Here is a 14422-nt window from a genome sequence, read left to right on the forward strand (position 1 = left end):
CGTGCCTGCGGGCAGCTAGGCGACGATCAGCGCGATGCCCACATAGGTGGTCAGTCCCGTGGCCAGCAGCCATTCGGAGGTGGAGCCGGTCTCGGCCAGGATCGGCAGCGCCACCCGGCCGTTGGACTTCCAGCAACCGCCGATGACCGGCATCCGGCGGAACCAGCGCGGGGAGCCGATCTTGATCGGCCACAGCAGATTGCAGCCTCCGATGGTCAGCATGTCCCCCACCACGTGCGCGATCACGCCGATGGCCACCGCCAGCAGGAACCACTGGTTCTCCGCCGGAGTGTTCATCCCCACGAAGGTGCCGGCGGCCAGGGCGATAATCCAGCACAAGAGCGGCGGCATGAACTTCATGGTCTTCACCGCGAAGGAGATCAGCAGGATCGCGAACAGCGCCGCCGCCGGATAAACCGTCCCCAGGGCCGCGGTTCGCACATCCCAGCCGTTGGCCAGCCAGGCCAGGAAGATGAAGAAGGCGATACCGATCAGCGAATGGGTGCCATTGCGGTGCCCGCCGGAAGCAGAACCGATAATCCGGGTGAAGATGCTGGAAATTGGCGGCAGTGAACGGGCGATCGTGGCCGAATGGTGATCGGCGTCGGGCAGCAGGGCGGCACCTGCGCACACGATCGCTCCGGCCAGGGTTTCCCAGCGGTCCATTTGGAAGGTGCCCAGCCCCAGGTTCACCGATCCCACGGTGACCGGAGTCGTTATTGCCAACCATGCGGCTGCGCCGCTCACCGCGTGGTGTCCACCCATCATGCATTCAACCTTAGGTCTGGTCACCGACGATTTAGCGGTGCGACGGAGGTAAGCTGGAACACATGAGTATTGTGCGTGAAGCTGTTCCGGGCGACTGCCCGCAGATCTTGGAGATGATCCAGGAATTGGCCGACTACGAAAAGGAACCAGATGCGGTGCACAACACCGTAGCTGATCTGCAAGAGCACCTCTTCGGCCCCAATCCCCAGGTTTTCGCCCACGTGGCCGAGGATGAATCCGGCGAGCTGAAGGGCATGGCCCTGTGGTTCCTGACCTACTCCACCTGGGAAGGCCAGCACGGCATCCACCTGGAAGACCTCTACGTGCGCGAAGCGCGACGCGGTTCGGGCACCGGAACCGCGTTGCTGCGCACCCTGGCGCAGATCTGCGTCCAGCGCGGCTACAAGCGCCTGGAATGGTCGGTGCTGGATTGGAATGAACCGGCGATCAAGTTCTACGACGCGATCGGCGCCGGTTCCATGGACGGCTGGACCACACGCCGCCTGGACGGCGAAGCACTGCACGCACTTGGCACCCGAGGAGCAAACTAATGCGGCATTACCGCGGCATGGACGTCACCGACCATCGCATCGTGGTCCCGCTGGACCATGCAGACCCGCAGGGCGAGAAGATCTCGATCTTCGCCCGCGAGATCAGCACCGACTCATCAAAGCCCTGGCTGCTGTTCCTGCAGGGCGGGCCAGGCGGCAAGTCCCCGCGCCCCGGTTCCCTCTCCGGGTGGCTGGCCGAAGCCACCAAGCACTTCCGCGTGCTGCTGCTGGACCAGCGCGGCACCGGGCTGTCCACCCCGGCCAACCGCAAGACCCTTCCGTTGCGCGGGGACTCGGCGGCCCAGGCACGCTACCTGACGCATTTCCGGGCCGATTCGATCGTGCGCGATGCCGAGGCGCTGCGCGAGCACCTGGGCATCGCGCAATGGAGCACCCTGGGCCAAAGCTACGGCGGGTTCTGCACCCTGACCTATCTCTCGCTCTTCCCGCAGTCGCTCACCCGCTGCCTGGTCACCGGCGGGCTGGCCCCGCTGGATGCCGATGCGAAGACCGTCTACCGTGCCACCTACCAGCGCATGGCCGAACGCAACCGCGAGTACTTCTCCTGGTATCCCGAGGACTATGAGACGCTGCACAGGATCTACGAGCATGTGCGCGCCAATGACGATGAGCGCCTGCCCAACGGCCAGCGCGTCACCGTCCCGCTGGTGCAGATGCTGGGCATGTACCTGGGCGGCAACACCCGGGTGCACCTGCTGCACCACATCTTCGAGGAGGCCTTCAGCGATACCCCGGGCGGCGAACGCCTCTCGGACGCCTTCCTCGAAGCGCTGAACGCGCAGTCCTCGTTCGCATCGAACCCGCTCTATGCGCTGATGCACGAAACCATCTACGCGCAAGGCGAGGCGACCAATTTCGCCGCGGAACAGGTCTTGCCGGAGTTCCCGGATTTCACACACCACGCGGCGACCCCGTTGCTGACCGGCGAGATGATCTACGGCTGGCATTTCTCCGAGGATCCGGCCTTGCGCCCCTTGGAGGATGTGGCCCGCATCCTGGCCGAGCACGAGGGCTTCGGCCCGTTATACGACCTGGACGTGCTGGCCAAAAACAAGGTGCCGGTGGCCGCGGCGGTCTACCACGACGATGTCTATGTGGACCGTGAGCTATCGCTGCGCACGGCCTCGCAGGTGGCAGGATTGCAGGTGTGGGTGACCGAGGACTACCACCATGACGGCATCGGCGATGACGGCCCGGCGATCTTCCGCCGCCTGCTGGCCATGGCCAACGGCGAGGATCCCCAGGCCGCGTCCAACGAAGACTAGACAAGGGAGCCGATCCGTCAGCTGAGATGGCAATCAGGCAACGCGCTTGAATCCCGCCGAGGATTCAAGCGCGTTGCCGATTAAGCCTGCTGTCCGTGGGTGTCCAGCTGCGCGGCGACCTGGCCATTGAGCCGTTGCAGCAGCGGCACCGCCTGCGCCATAACCTGCCGCTCCTCGGCGCTGAAGGAATCGATGCCGCCTGCCAGCGAAGCGATCGCGCGCTGCCGGTAGGCTACGATCGCTTCCTTGCCCTCGCCAGTCAGGCTGACCAGGCTGGCACGGCCGTCCTTCGGGTCCGGCTGGCGCTGCACCAACCCGTCATTCTCCATGCGGATGACCAGGCCGGTCATGGTCGGCTGCGCAACACGCTGCTCAACAGCAAGGTCTCCCACGCGTTGCGGACCCAAGCGGTCCAAGGTGGAAAGCACCCGCCACGCGGTGACCGATCGGCCCTGCCCTGCCGCGCGTCCAAGCAGCCGCGACATGGTGCCCGAGGCGAGTGCCACGCCGGTGGCAATATCGCTGGCTTCTGTTGATGGATCGCTCATGGGAATCACCTTAGCAGAACTGCATAGGCACACTATCCGGGTACGCAAAACCCGCCGGGACCAGTTCAAATGAACCGGTCCCGGCGGGCTGTTATTCGCGCTACACGGGGTTAGTCGTGCTTCGCGTGCTCAGCGGCGTCGGCCACTGCGGTGGCCTCGGCGTTCGCGGCTGCGCGCTTGCCCCACGGGCTCCACAGCGAGAGCACGGTGGCGATGACGATCGCGCCGAGGATCACCAGCAGCGAGAGGCCAACTGAGATGTCCAGCCACGCGTAGTGAAGCGGTTCGCCGCCGTTGATGAACGGAACCTGGTTCTCGTGCAGGGCGTGGAAGACCAGCTTCACGCCGATGAAGGCCAGGATGAAGCTCAGTGCGTGCTTCAGGAAGACCAGGCGGTTCATCAGCCCGCCGAGCAGGAAGTACAGCTGGCGCAGGCCCATCAGCGCGAAGATGTTCGCGGTGAAGACGATGAACGCGGACTTGGTCAGGCCGAAGATCGCCGGAATCGAGTCGAAGGCGAACAGCAGGTCGGTCATGCCGATGGTCACGAAGACCAGCACCATCGGGGTGAACAGCTTCTTGCCGTCGACCACGGTGCGCAGCTTGGCGCCATCGAAGTCCTTGGAGATCGGCAGCTTGCTGGTCAGCTTGCTGACCAGGCCGCTTTCCTCGTCCTCGTCCTCGTCCTTGAGCTGGTTCCATGCGGTCCACAGCAGGAAGGCGCCGAAGATGTAGAAGACCCACGACCACTGCTCGATGATTGCGGCACCGAGCACGATGAAGATCGCGCGCAGGATCAGCGCGATGATGATGCCGAACATCAGCACTTCCTGCTGGTACTTTCGCGGTACCGAGAAGCGGGCCATGATGATGATGAAGACGAACAGGTTGTCCACCGACAACGCGTACTCGGTGATCCAGCCGGCGTAGAATTCCTGGCCGAGCTGCGGGCCGGCCTGCCACCAGATCAAGCCGCCGAAGGCGATAGCCAAGCCGATGTAGATGCTGACGAAGATGCCAGCTTCCTTCATGGAAGGAATGTGCGGACGCTTCGTTACGTACAGTAAGTCAGCGGCCAAGATCACGCACAGGACTACCAGTGCGATGATCTCGAATTGAAGGCTAATTCCAGAAGTGCCCACGGACGAGCGACCTTTCGTTGGAGGGTATGTCAAAATCGCCGCAAGTCTCTCCGCCGCCTGCACGGTGCCCGAAATCTCGTGGCACCCGTAGTGCTGGTCGGCTGCTGCGCCCGGCGGAACATCATTGGTCCGCGTGTTGACGTTCACAGCATTGGGATACTCCCCTACGTCCAGTGATCAAGTGTAGCGCACAGGAACCGCACAGGGTCAGTGGATGTCGCCACACTGCGCTGAACAGCACCCTGGTTACGCGTGGCCGGCGGCCTGCATCTGGCGCAGTTCCTTCTTCAGCTCGGACACTTCGTCGCGAATGCGGGCAGCGAGCTCGAACTGCAGTTCGGCGGCCGCTGCGTGCATCTGCTCGGTCATTTCCTCGATCTGGCCCAGCAGGTCCTCGGCCGGAGCCGCGGCCAGTCCATCCTTGCGCACCGCCGGGGAGGCCTTGCTGCGCTTGGCATTCTTCGCCAAGCGGTTGTTGTTCAGCAGCTCCTGGGTATCGGCATCTTCGCGCGCCAGCTGGTCGGTGATGTCGGCGATCTTCTTGCGCAGCGGCATCGGGTCGATCCCGTGCTCCTTGTTGTGCGCTTCCTGGATCGCCCGGCGGCGGTTGGTCTCCTCGATTGCCTGGTCCATCGCATCGGTGATCTTGTCCGCATACATGATGACCTGGCCGGACACGTTGCGCGCGGCACGGCCGATGGTCTGGATCAGCGAAGTGGCCGAGCGCAAGAAGCCCTGCTTGTCGGCATCCAGGATCGCCACCAGCGACACCTCGGGCAAGTCCAGGCCCTCGCGCAGCAGGTTGATGCCGACCAGCACGTCGAAGGAGCCCATGCGCAGCTCGCGCAGCAGCTCCACGCGACGGATGGTGTCCACGTCCGAGTGCAAGTACTGCACCCGGACCTGGTGCTCGGTCAGGTAATCGGTCAGATCCTCGGCCATGCGCTTGGTCAGTGTGGTGACCAGCACGCGCTCGTCGCGGTCCACCCGGGTGCGGATCTCGTCGAGCAGGTCGTCGATCTGCCCCTTGGTCGGCTTGACGATGATCTCCGGGTCGACTAGGCCGGTCGGGCGGATGATCTGCTCGACAAAGCCGTCGGACTTGCCCAGCTCGTACTTGCCCGGGGTGGCCGAGAGGTACACCGTCTGCCCGATGCGCTCCAGGAACTCGTCCCACTTCAGCGGGCGGTTGTCCATCGCAGATGGCAGGCGGAAGCCGTGCTCCACCAGGGTGCGTTTGCGCGACATGTCGCCCTCGTACATGGCGCCGATCTGCGGTACGGTCACATGCGACTCGTCGATGACCAGCAGGAAGTCGTCCGGGAAGTAGTCCAGCAGGCAGTGCGGTGCGGAACCTGCCTCTCGGCCGTCAATATGCCGCGAGTAGTTCTCGATGCCGTTGCAGAATCCCATCTGCTCCATCATTTCCAGGTCATAGGTGGTGCGCATGCGCAGCCGCTGGGCCTCGACCAGCTTGTTCTGCGACTCCAGCTCCTTCAGCCGCACCGCCAGCTCGTCCTCGATGGACTTGATGGCCTTGCCCATCCGCTCGGCGCCGGCCACGTAGTGGCTGGCTGGGAAGATGTACATCTCGGTTTCCTCGCGGATTACCTCGCCGGTGACCGGGTGCAGCGTGTAGATGGCCTCCACCTCGTCGCCGAAGAACTCGATGCGCACCGCCTGCTCCTCGTACATCGGGATGATCTCCACGGTGTCGCCGCGCACCCGGAAGGTGCCGCGGTGGAAGTCCATGTCGTTGCGGGTGTACTGCATGGCGACGAACTGGCGCAGCATCGCGTCGCGGTCCAGTTCCTCGCCCTGGCGCACGGTGACCATTCCGGCCACGTATTCCTCGGGGGTGCCCAGGCCATAGATGCAGGAGACGGTGGCGACGACGATCGTGTCACGGCGGGTGAGCAGCGAGTTGGTGGCCGAGTGGCGCAGCCGTTCGACCTCCTCGTTGATCGAGGAGTCCTTCTCGATGAAGGTATCGGTTTGCGGGACGTAGGCCTCGGGCTGGTAGTAGTCGTAGTAGGAGACGAAGTACTCCACCGCATTGTTCGGCAGCAGCTCGCGGAATTCGTTGGCCAACTGGGCGGCCAGGGTCTTGTTCTGCACCAGCACCAGGGTGGGGCGCTGCACCTGCTCGACCAGCCAGGCGGTGGTCGCGGACTTGCCGGTGCCGGTGGCGCCGAGCAGCACGATGTCCTTCTCGCCGGCGTTGATCCGCTCGGTCAGCTCCTTGATGGCCTGCGGCTGGTCGCCGGCAGGCTCGTACTCGCTGATGACTTCGAAGGGGGCGACCACGCGCTTGATGGGCTGTGCAAGACTCATGCTTCCAGCATATCCACTTGCACCTGCCGATGGCCGCTCGCCCGAGCCAGCTTTCAGCTTAATGCCCGGGTGCTACTTGCGCATCCCGTAACGGATCGCATTGCGCTTGACGGTGCGCTGGATGCTGCTGCCGAAGAAGCCGACGGTCATGACGGTCGCGGCGGCCAGGCCGATCAGGCCCAGCCAGCCGGAAATGTAGACCACCGGCGAATACGGTCCGGATTCGCTGGCGACGAATTCCTCGCGGCCGCCGAATCCCAGCCACAGCACCAGTGCTGCGGCAAAGGCGAGCAGGGTGGTCCACTTGCAGATCTTGTACATTGCTACTCCTGTGCTGGGGCCAATTGGCGGTAGAGGGAGGCGACCTGGGCCTCGAGTTCTTCCAGGCTGCCGGAATTATCCAGCAGGTAGTCGGCCACTGCCGCCCGCTGCTCGTCCGTGGCCTGGGCGGCCATCCGGGCTTCGGCGTCGTCGCGGCTCCAGCCGCGGTCCTGGACCATGCGGCGGATGCGTTCATCATGCGGGGCCTGGACGACGATCACGGCATCGAAGCGGTCCGCCTGCCCGGACTCGACCAGCAGCGGGATGTCCTCCACCACCAGCGCACCGGGTGCCGCGGCCTCGCGCAGGGCCTCTGCCTGCTCGCGCACCAGCGGGTGCACGATCTCGTTGAGCTTGGCCCGCTGCGCCGCATCGGAGAATACGATCGCGCCTAAGGCGGGCCGGTCCAACGACCCATCGGGCAGCAGAATCCCCTCGCCGAAGGTGTCCTTGATCGCAGCCAGCCCGGGCGTGCCGGGTTCCACGACCTGGCGGGCTAATGCGTCGGCATCGATGACGACGGCGCCCAATGATGCCAGTTTGGCCGCGACCGCCGATTTTCCGGAGGCCACTCCCCCGGTCAGTCCCACATGCTTCATGCTTCCACCCTATAAACTAAGGGGGATGAACACCAACGACTCGGCCGCGACCCGGTACACGACTTTGACCAGCGATTGCGTGCACGAGCTGGAAATCAAGCGTTCGCGCTTCATCACCTACCTCTACCGGGTCGAGACCGAGGCGGCCGCCCGCGAGCATATTGCCGCACTGCGCAAGAGCCACTTCGATGCCCGCCACCACTGCAGCGCGTTCATCCTGGGCCCCGATCGGATGGCGCAGCGCTCCAACGACGACGGCGAGCCCTCGGGAACCGCCGGCATTCCGATGCTCGACGCCCTGGCCAAGCGCGAAATCGCCGACGGCAGCGTGCTCTCGGACGTGCTGGCCGTGGTGGTCCGCTACTTCGGCGGGATCAAGCTCGGCGCCGGCGGGCTGGTCCGCGCCTACTCCGAGGCGGTGTCCTCCGCACTGGACCAGGCGCAGCTGCACCTGCGCCAGCGCATGCGGATCCACACCTTCGCCGCCTCCCACGCCGACGCGGCCCGCTACGAGAACGAACTGCGCGCCGCCGGCTACCAAATCGAGCCGACCGCCTGGCATGCCGATGCCGCGATCGTGCAGGTCGGCATCCCGGACACCCCGGAAGCCGCCGACCAGCTGCGCACCCATATCGCCACGCTCACTTCCGGCGCCGGAGAACTGGCCGCCGCCAACACGCAATGGGTTGACCTGATTTGAACACTGCCGCTGATTCCCACGACGCCGACGAGGGCGCCAGCGCGCTGCAGGTCCTGCTTCCCGCGCTGCGCCGCTGGCCCGATGTCGAAGCGCCGAACCTCTTCGCCGCCGATGCCTCGGACCGGCTCATCCTTGACTCCTGCGCCGCCGCGTCCGGAACCGGCTCCTGGCCGGCATCCATCACGGTGATCGGCGACCACTACGGCGCGCTGGCACTGGGCTCGCTGGCGCTTGGCAGCACGAGCGTGCGCGTGCACACCGATTCGCTCACCGCCCGTCGCGCCATCGAGGCCAACCTGGCCCGGCTGATGCCCGAAACGGCCGAGCGCCTCGACTTCTTCCCGCTCCAGCAGGTCGCTGCACAGGCCAGCGTCGTCCTGCTGGCCCTGCCCCGCGGATTGGACGTGCTTGGCGAGCAGGCCGCCGCGGTGGCCGCCGTGGCCGCCCCCGGTGCACGGCTGTTCGCCGGCGGCCGGATCAAGCACATGAGCCGTTCCATGAACGAGGTGCTCGCGGCGCATTTCGAGCGCGTGGACGTCTCGCACGCCCGGCAGAAGTCCCGGGTGCTCACCGCCAGCAGCCCGCGCGCCGAGCAGCCCGCCAGCAGCTTCCCGGCCACCGCCACCCACCAGGTGCGCGGCACCAGCTTCACCCTGCATGCCGGTGCCGGGACCTTCGGCAACGCGCGGCTGGACCCGGGCACCCGGCTGCTGTTGGAAAACCTGCCGGATCTGTCCGAACACAGCACGCTCGTCGATTTGGCCTGCGGCAACGGCTCGATCGGCATCTTCGCCGCCCTGCGCAATCCGCAGCTGCGCGTGGACGCCTCGGACCATTCGGCTTCCGCCGTCGCCTCCACGCTGGCCGCCGCGCAGCGCAACCAGCTGGCCGGCCGCATCACCGCCGTGCAGGATGATGCCCTGAGCCGCCTGCCCGATGCCAGCGCCACACTCATCACGCTGAACCCGCCCTTCCACATCGGCAACACCGTCACTGCCGACATCGCGTTCAAGCTGATCGACGACGCCGCCCGCGTGCTCGCCCCCGGCGGCACCTTGCTGTGCGTGTTCAACTCGCACCTGCGCTACCGCAGCGAACTGGTTCGCCGGGTCGGCCCCACCAGGCAGCTGGCCCGCGACAAGACCTTCACCGTCACCGCATCCACCCGCGCGCACTAGCTTTTCCACAGCCCGCGTCCCGCCCCGGCACGCCGCGCGCGACCAGCCGCATGCTGGGTCCATGAGCGGAACAATCAGCCAAGCCCTCGCCGGGCTGGCACAAGCAATCGAGGACACGCCGGCCCTCAGCGTCGACGACGCACTGGCCTTGGCCGCGTTCCTCCCCCGCCTGCAGCAGACCCTGCTCCCGGACACTTCGTCCACCCAGCCCTCCGATGTTCCGTCCGCCGGCTCCGTGCCGCACTACCTGCACGACCCGCGCTATGCCCTGGCCTTGGCCACCGCCGCCGAGGCAGCAACCCACCAGGGACAGCGCCTGCAGATCTACGCGGCCCACCTCATCGAGGACACCGCCGCCCACACCCTCACCCCGGAAGAGCCGGCCGCTGCCCGCGAGAACCGCAGCGATTTCAGCATTCCCGCCACGCGCACCGGAGCGCGGCCCGGCTCCCCCGGCCCCGCGACGCTGTTGGCTTCCTGGCTGCGTACCGAGCATTTCGAAGCGAAACGCCGCGTCCATGCCGCGCATCACATCTACGCGCAATACGACTACCAGCACCAGAGGCACCCTGCACAGTTCCCGCTGTTGGCCGAGCGTTTCAATGACCCGCACCAGCCGCGAGCCGAAGTGCTCAGCGCGGCCCGGCGCCTGGCCGCGCTGGAACCCACTTTGGACGAATTCGCCGCACCGGCCACTGCCTCGGCGCTCAGCGAAGACGGCGAGCTGCTTGAATCCGTCGTCGATGAGCACTTGGATGAGCCTGATCCGGGCACCCGCCGCCGCTTGGTCGGCAACTTCCTCAAGGCCCAGAAGGAACGACTCGGCAAGAAGCGACCCGAAGCGCTGGAAGGGGTGTTCCGGCGAGGTGAACGCGACGGGCTGGTTCATTACGATCTCGCCCTGCGCCCCACCCGTGCGGAGCTCTTCGAGTCGGGCATCTCGCAAATCGACAATCCACGCTCTGCACCGGGCCAGGCCGCGCGCCAAGCTTTCACCGATCCGCTGAAAGACGATCCAGGCAAGACACTGGAGACGGCACTTTCTACCAGCCAGGCAGTGTAACCCATCCGGACTTCGTCACCGATGAAGAAGCCGCGGCCAGCGAAGAACCTGGCCCTGAGCCACTTTCTCCCGCGGCACACCGCCTCAACGGCCTGATGAATTTGCTGGAGATCAATTCGAAACGCTTGCAGGAGCTGCTCCACGCAGTGCAGAACGGAGAATCCGGGCAGGGCACCGAAGATCTTGCTGACGGCTCCGTCAAGGTCCCCGCCATCACGCCGAAAATCGTGGTAATGCTGACCTTGGATGAGCTGGAAGGCCGGGCACGAAGCCACGGCATCACTCAGCATGGATTCAAGCTCAACGCTACCGACCTGGGCCAGACCCTCGCCAGGGCACGCATCATCCCGATGGTGCTCGGCGGCAAGGGCGAGCTGCTGGATATCGGCCGCAGCCAACGCAAGCATCCGGGATACATGCGGCTGGGTATCGCCGTGCGCGATCGCGGCTGCATTGTGCCCGGGTGCACCATGGATCCCGAGCGCTGCAACATCCACCACATCTGGTTCTGGTCCGAGGGCGGTGTCACCGCGGTCTATTGGAGCGCGATGCTCTGCGACACGCATCATCATGACGTGCATGCCGGACTGATCAAGGTCATTCCCGATGGCGGGGTGCCCAAGGTCATCCTGCCCAGCTTCATCGATCCTGCCCAGCAACCGGTACGCAACAACTACCACATGGCAGCGGCCGTCTAGCTCGCGGCCCTACGGCATCCATACCAGGTTAGATCAAGAATGGGCGCCCACCGTGCACGCGCACTGCATGGGCGTTGATACCTATGGGATGCAGGTCGATCCGGTCGATCTCGGCCCGCTTGTTATTGTCGAAGTCATCGCCAAGAACTGAGTCGCCATTCGGCGTCCTAACCGCCAGGCTTCGTTTGCTGCGGTTCAGCGGTTCGCGTGCGGATTCCGGAGAGTAGTAGGCGCTCGCCTGTTTCCCTCCCCCATAGAGCCAGGATGCCCGCACGGCAATCGGGCGCGAACCCCATCCGCTTAATCCCGCGATGACCAAACGCTGGCCGGTTCCTTCAAGCAGTTTCCCATTCAGGTTCTCCCCGTAGACCCAGGGCTGGGCCGCAATGCCCAGGAACTCCTCGTGGGAGAGCTGATTGACCGCATGCACCCCGTGCTCGGGGCAAACCTCGGAACAGAAAATGAATCGCGGATCTTCGAATTTCTTCTTGGATCCGTTCTTGTCGTCGTTCCGGCACAGGCAGTTCGCGGTTTCATCCGTGTCGATGAGGATCGCGTTTCCGCAGGCCCGTAAAGAGGTTGGGCCGATCCGGTGATCCGCTGGCACTTCGAGTGCGAAAAGGCCCATTGCTTGCAGGTGCATCCAGCGCAATACGCTGATCAGCAAGCTGATGCCCAACAGGATTCCCGCGGCCAACACGTCAAGCCGGTATCCTTCATCCAAGTCATGCAACGAATGCACTTCTGTGCTGATCAGTTCCCAGCCCAGCCGGAGAATCGGATAAGCCAGGGCGCCCAACGCCAGTTTCCAGACCGTGGGCGACATTTGCTTGGTGATTCCGAAATCGCGTTCCTGACCCGCGGCCAGTTCGATGCCGCCTGTTGCTTCACGTTTCCAGGATTTCAGCTGGCGTCTGAGCCGGGCATCGAGGATGCCTACGGTCAGGGAGAGCAGAAGGAAATAGGCCATCGACAGCATCAGCATCCGTTGCAGATCCCCGGCAGGGGCCAGCAGCAAATAAACTCCAGCTGCTACACCCAATCCCATCCACGGTGCTTGCCGGCCGCCGCCGAAGATCATGGCGAGGACGGTAGCGATCATCGAAAAGGACGCGATATGCCAGAAACCCTGGTCGAGGTACGGCGAATGCAGAAGATCTTGACGGACGAGGATCACTAAAGCAACCAGTGGAAGCCAGGTGGCTGCCGCCACCCAGAAATTGGGAATGGTGCGTGGAACGGACGCCCATTCTTCGGGGCTGACCTGGCGCATCGGGATCTGACGCCCGGCAACGGTACCTGCCGCGTAGCCTGCCTGCGAATTCCTTGCCGTTGCCATGTGCTTATACCTGTCGTTTGCGAATCCACTTGATCGGTACACTTTTAGTCTAGCGTCAGCAGGTATTAATTTCAGTGCTCCTCGGGAGCTATTTCTGGCCGGCCACCGTCAGCATAAATAATTACGAAGAAGACTTGCCGCAGCGATAAACCGCACATATCCACGGGTTAACGAACGAAGGTCCAACCCTTGCAGGGTTGGACCTTCGTAGATCAGCTAAAGCTAACCACGATTTCTGCACGTGGCAGAAGCCGGAATTAGTTGCCGGTCAGCTTCTCGCGCAGTGCAGCCAGTGCTTCGTCCGAAGCCAGGGTGCCTGCATCGGTGGCTGGTGCCTCCGAGGAGTACGAAGCTGGAGCTGGCTCGGAACCACCGGCAGCAGCAGGCTCTGCTTCTGCATCGGCGGCGATTGCGGCAGCAACCTGCTTCTTGTGTGCTTCCCAACGCTCCTGGGCAGCAGCGTACTGTGCTTCCCATGCAGCGCGCTGAGCGTCGAAGCCCTCGAGCCATTCGTTCGACTCTGGGTCGAAGCCCTCTGGGTACTTGTAGTTGCCGGCCTCGTCGTACTCTGCAGCCATGCCGTAGAGTGCTGGGTCGAACTCGGTGCCCTCTGGGTCAACACCTTCGTTAGCCTGCTTGAGCGACAGCGAGATGCGGCGGCGCTCCAGGTCGATGTCGATGACCTTGACGAACAGCTCGTCGCCCACGGAGACAACCTGCTCGGCCAGTTCAACGTGGCGAACTGCCAGCTCGGAGATGTGAACCAGGCCTTCGATGCCGTCTTCGACGCGTACGAACGCACCGAATGGAACCAGCTTGGTAACCTTGCCCGGTACAACCTGACCCAGTGCGTGGGTGCGGGCGAAGGTCTGCCATGGATCTTCCTGGGTAGCCTTCAGCGACAGGGAAACGCGCTCGCGGTCCAGATCGACTTCCAGAACCTCGACGGTGACTTCCTGGCCAACCTCGACAACCTCGGATGGGTGGTCGATGTGCTTCCAGGACAGCTCGGAAACGTGTACCAGGCCGTCTACGCCGCCCAGGTCCACGAAGGCACCGAAGTTGACGATGGAGGAAACAACGCCCGGACGAACCTGGCCCTTTTCCAGCTTGTTGAGGAAGGTCGAGCGGACCTCGGACTGGGTCTGCTCGAGCCATGCACGGCGGGAGAGCACAACGTTGTTGCGGTTCTTGTCCAGCTCGATGATCTTGGCTTCGATTTCCTGGCCGATGTATGGAGCCAGGTCGCGCACACGGCGCATCTCGACGAGCGATGCTGGCAGGAAGCCACGCAGGCCGATGTCCAGGATGAGGCCACCCTTGACAACCTCGATAACGGTACCGGTAACGACGCCGTCCTCTTCCTTGATCTTTTCAATGTCGCCCCAAGCGCGCTCGTACTGTGCACGCTTCTTGGACAGGATCAGGCGGCCTTCCTTGTCTTCCTTGGTCAGGACCAAGGCTTCGACGCTGTCGCCAACGGTGACAACTTCACCTGGGTCGACGTCGTGCTTGATGGAAAGCTCGCGGGAAGGGATGACACCTTCGGTCTTGTAACCGATGTCGAGCAGAACTTCGTCGTGGTCAACCTTGACGACGGTGCCTTCGACGAGGTCACCATCGTTGAAGTACTTGATGGTGGCGTCGACTGCGGCCAAGAAGTCCTCAGCAGATCCAATGTCGTTGATTGCGACGACTGGTGCGCTGTTGTTCTCGTTCGAGGTGATGGTCATGTAGTAGGGACTCCGATGTGGATAGATTTGATCAGTCGAAACCCCGGAAGTCCCGGAATTTCGAAGGGGGTAAAACTTGATTGCGGACACGGCAAAGCCATGGCACGCTGTTCAAGTCTACGCGCCTACCACACCGCGGGTCAAAGCGTAACCGCTAACATC

14 protein-coding genes are annotated in these 14422 nt (G+C 64.0%); 6 read left to right on the top strand and 8 right to left on the bottom strand.

Annotated features, from left to right (window positions below):
- Positions 1-15: 15 nt before the first annotated feature.
- Complete coding sequence (locus tag ATK23_RS06530; protein ID WP_066138789.1) at positions 16-768, bottom strand: metal-dependent hydrolase; 753 nt, start codon at positions 766-768, stop codon at positions 16-18.
- A gap of 62 nt (positions 769-830) precedes the next feature.
- Here ATK23_RS06530 and ATK23_RS06535 point away from each other — a divergent pair, with 62 nt between their 5' ends.
- Both ATK23_RS06535 and ATK23_RS06540 read left to right on the top strand, forming a co-directional pair.
- Positions 831-1319, top strand: a complete 489-nt coding sequence (locus ATK23_RS06535; RefSeq protein ID WP_066138793.1) for a GNAT family N-acetyltransferase — start codon at positions 831-833, stop codon at positions 1317-1319.
- Positions 1319-2605, top strand: a complete 1287-nt coding sequence (locus ATK23_RS06540; protein WP_066138796.1) for an alpha/beta fold hydrolase — start codon at positions 1319-1321, stop codon at positions 2603-2605. Before ATK23_RS06535 ends, ATK23_RS06540 begins: the two co-directional genes overlap by 1 nt.
- A gap of 80 nt (positions 2606-2685) precedes the next feature.
- Here the strand turns inward: ATK23_RS06540 and ATK23_RS06545 are convergent, their stop codons facing one another.
- The 5 genes from ATK23_RS06545 to coaE form a co-directional block, all read right to left on the bottom strand.
- Positions 2686-3153, bottom strand: a complete 468-nt coding sequence (locus ATK23_RS06545) for a MarR family winged helix-turn-helix transcriptional regulator (RefSeq protein ID WP_066138799.1) — start codon at positions 3151-3153, stop codon at positions 2686-2688.
- 110 nt (positions 3154-3263) lie between these two features.
- Positions 3264-4295, bottom strand: coding sequence for a TerC/Alx family metal homeostasis membrane protein (locus ATK23_RS06550; RefSeq protein WP_245858317.1), 1032 nt, complete (start codon positions 4293-4295; stop codon positions 3264-3266).
- Between the two features lie 246 nt (positions 4296-4541).
- Positions 4542-6629 carry an excinuclease ABC subunit UvrB gene (gene uvrB, locus ATK23_RS06555; protein ID WP_038990744.1) on the bottom strand — a complete coding sequence of 696 codons (2088 nt, stop codon included), beginning with the start codon at positions 6627-6629 and terminating at the stop codon, positions 4542-4544.
- A 72-nt stretch (positions 6630-6701) separates the two neighbouring features.
- On the bottom strand, positions 6702-6950 hold the full coding sequence (locus tag ATK23_RS06560) for a hypothetical protein (protein WP_066138801.1): 249 nt from the start codon (positions 6948-6950) through the stop codon (positions 6702-6704).
- A gap of 2 nt (positions 6951-6952) precedes the next feature.
- Complete coding sequence (coaE, locus tag ATK23_RS06565; RefSeq protein ID WP_083515455.1) at positions 6953-7549, bottom strand: dephospho-CoA kinase; 597 nt, start codon at positions 7547-7549, stop codon at positions 6953-6955.
- Positions 7550-7574: 25 nt separating this feature from the next.
- On the opposite strand from coaE, the gene ATK23_RS06570 reads away from it, so the two are divergent.
- From ATK23_RS06570 to ATK23_RS06585, 4 genes are all read left to right on the top strand, one after another.
- Positions 7575-8249, top strand: coding sequence for an IMPACT family protein (locus ATK23_RS06570; RefSeq protein WP_066138804.1), 675 nt, complete (start codon positions 7575-7577; stop codon positions 8247-8249).
- Positions 8246-9427 carry a class I SAM-dependent methyltransferase gene (locus ATK23_RS06575; protein WP_245858319.1) on the top strand — a complete coding sequence of 394 codons (1182 nt, stop codon included), beginning with the start codon at positions 8246-8248 and terminating at the stop codon, positions 9425-9427. The genes ATK23_RS06570 and ATK23_RS06575 overlap by 4 nt, the downstream gene beginning before the upstream one ends.
- Before the next feature lie 61 nt (positions 9428-9488).
- The gene (locus tag ATK23_RS06580) at positions 9489-10490 is read left to right on the top strand and encodes a hypothetical protein (protein WP_066138806.1); all 1002 of its coding nucleotides are present in this window, start codon (positions 9489-9491) and stop codon (positions 10488-10490) included.
- Positions 10491-10636: 146 nt separating this feature from the next.
- Entirely contained in the window at positions 10637-11188 is a 552-nt protein-coding gene (locus ATK23_RS06585; RefSeq protein WP_157066327.1) for an HNH endonuclease signature motif containing protein, read from the top strand.
- A gap of 28 nt (positions 11189-11216) precedes the next feature.
- Here ATK23_RS06585 and ATK23_RS06590 read toward each other — a convergent pair whose 3' ends face one another.
- Both ATK23_RS06590 and rpsA read right to left on the bottom strand, forming a co-directional pair.
- Positions 11217-12527, bottom strand: coding sequence for a hypothetical protein (locus ATK23_RS06590; RefSeq protein ID WP_066138812.1), 1311 nt, complete (start codon positions 12525-12527; stop codon positions 11217-11219).
- 257 nt (positions 12528-12784) lie between these two features.
- The gene (gene rpsA, locus ATK23_RS06595; RefSeq protein WP_038990737.1) at positions 12785-14260 is read right to left on the bottom strand and encodes a 30S ribosomal protein S1; all 1476 of its coding nucleotides are present in this window, start codon (positions 14258-14260) and stop codon (positions 12785-12787) included.
- Positions 14261-14422: the final 162 nt, after the last annotated feature.

The sequence above is a fragment of the Glutamicibacter nicotianae genome, assembly GCF_002797775.1.
GTDB classification, from domain to species: Bacteria; Actinomycetota; Actinomycetes; order Actinomycetales; family Micrococcaceae; genus Glutamicibacter; species Glutamicibacter nicotianae.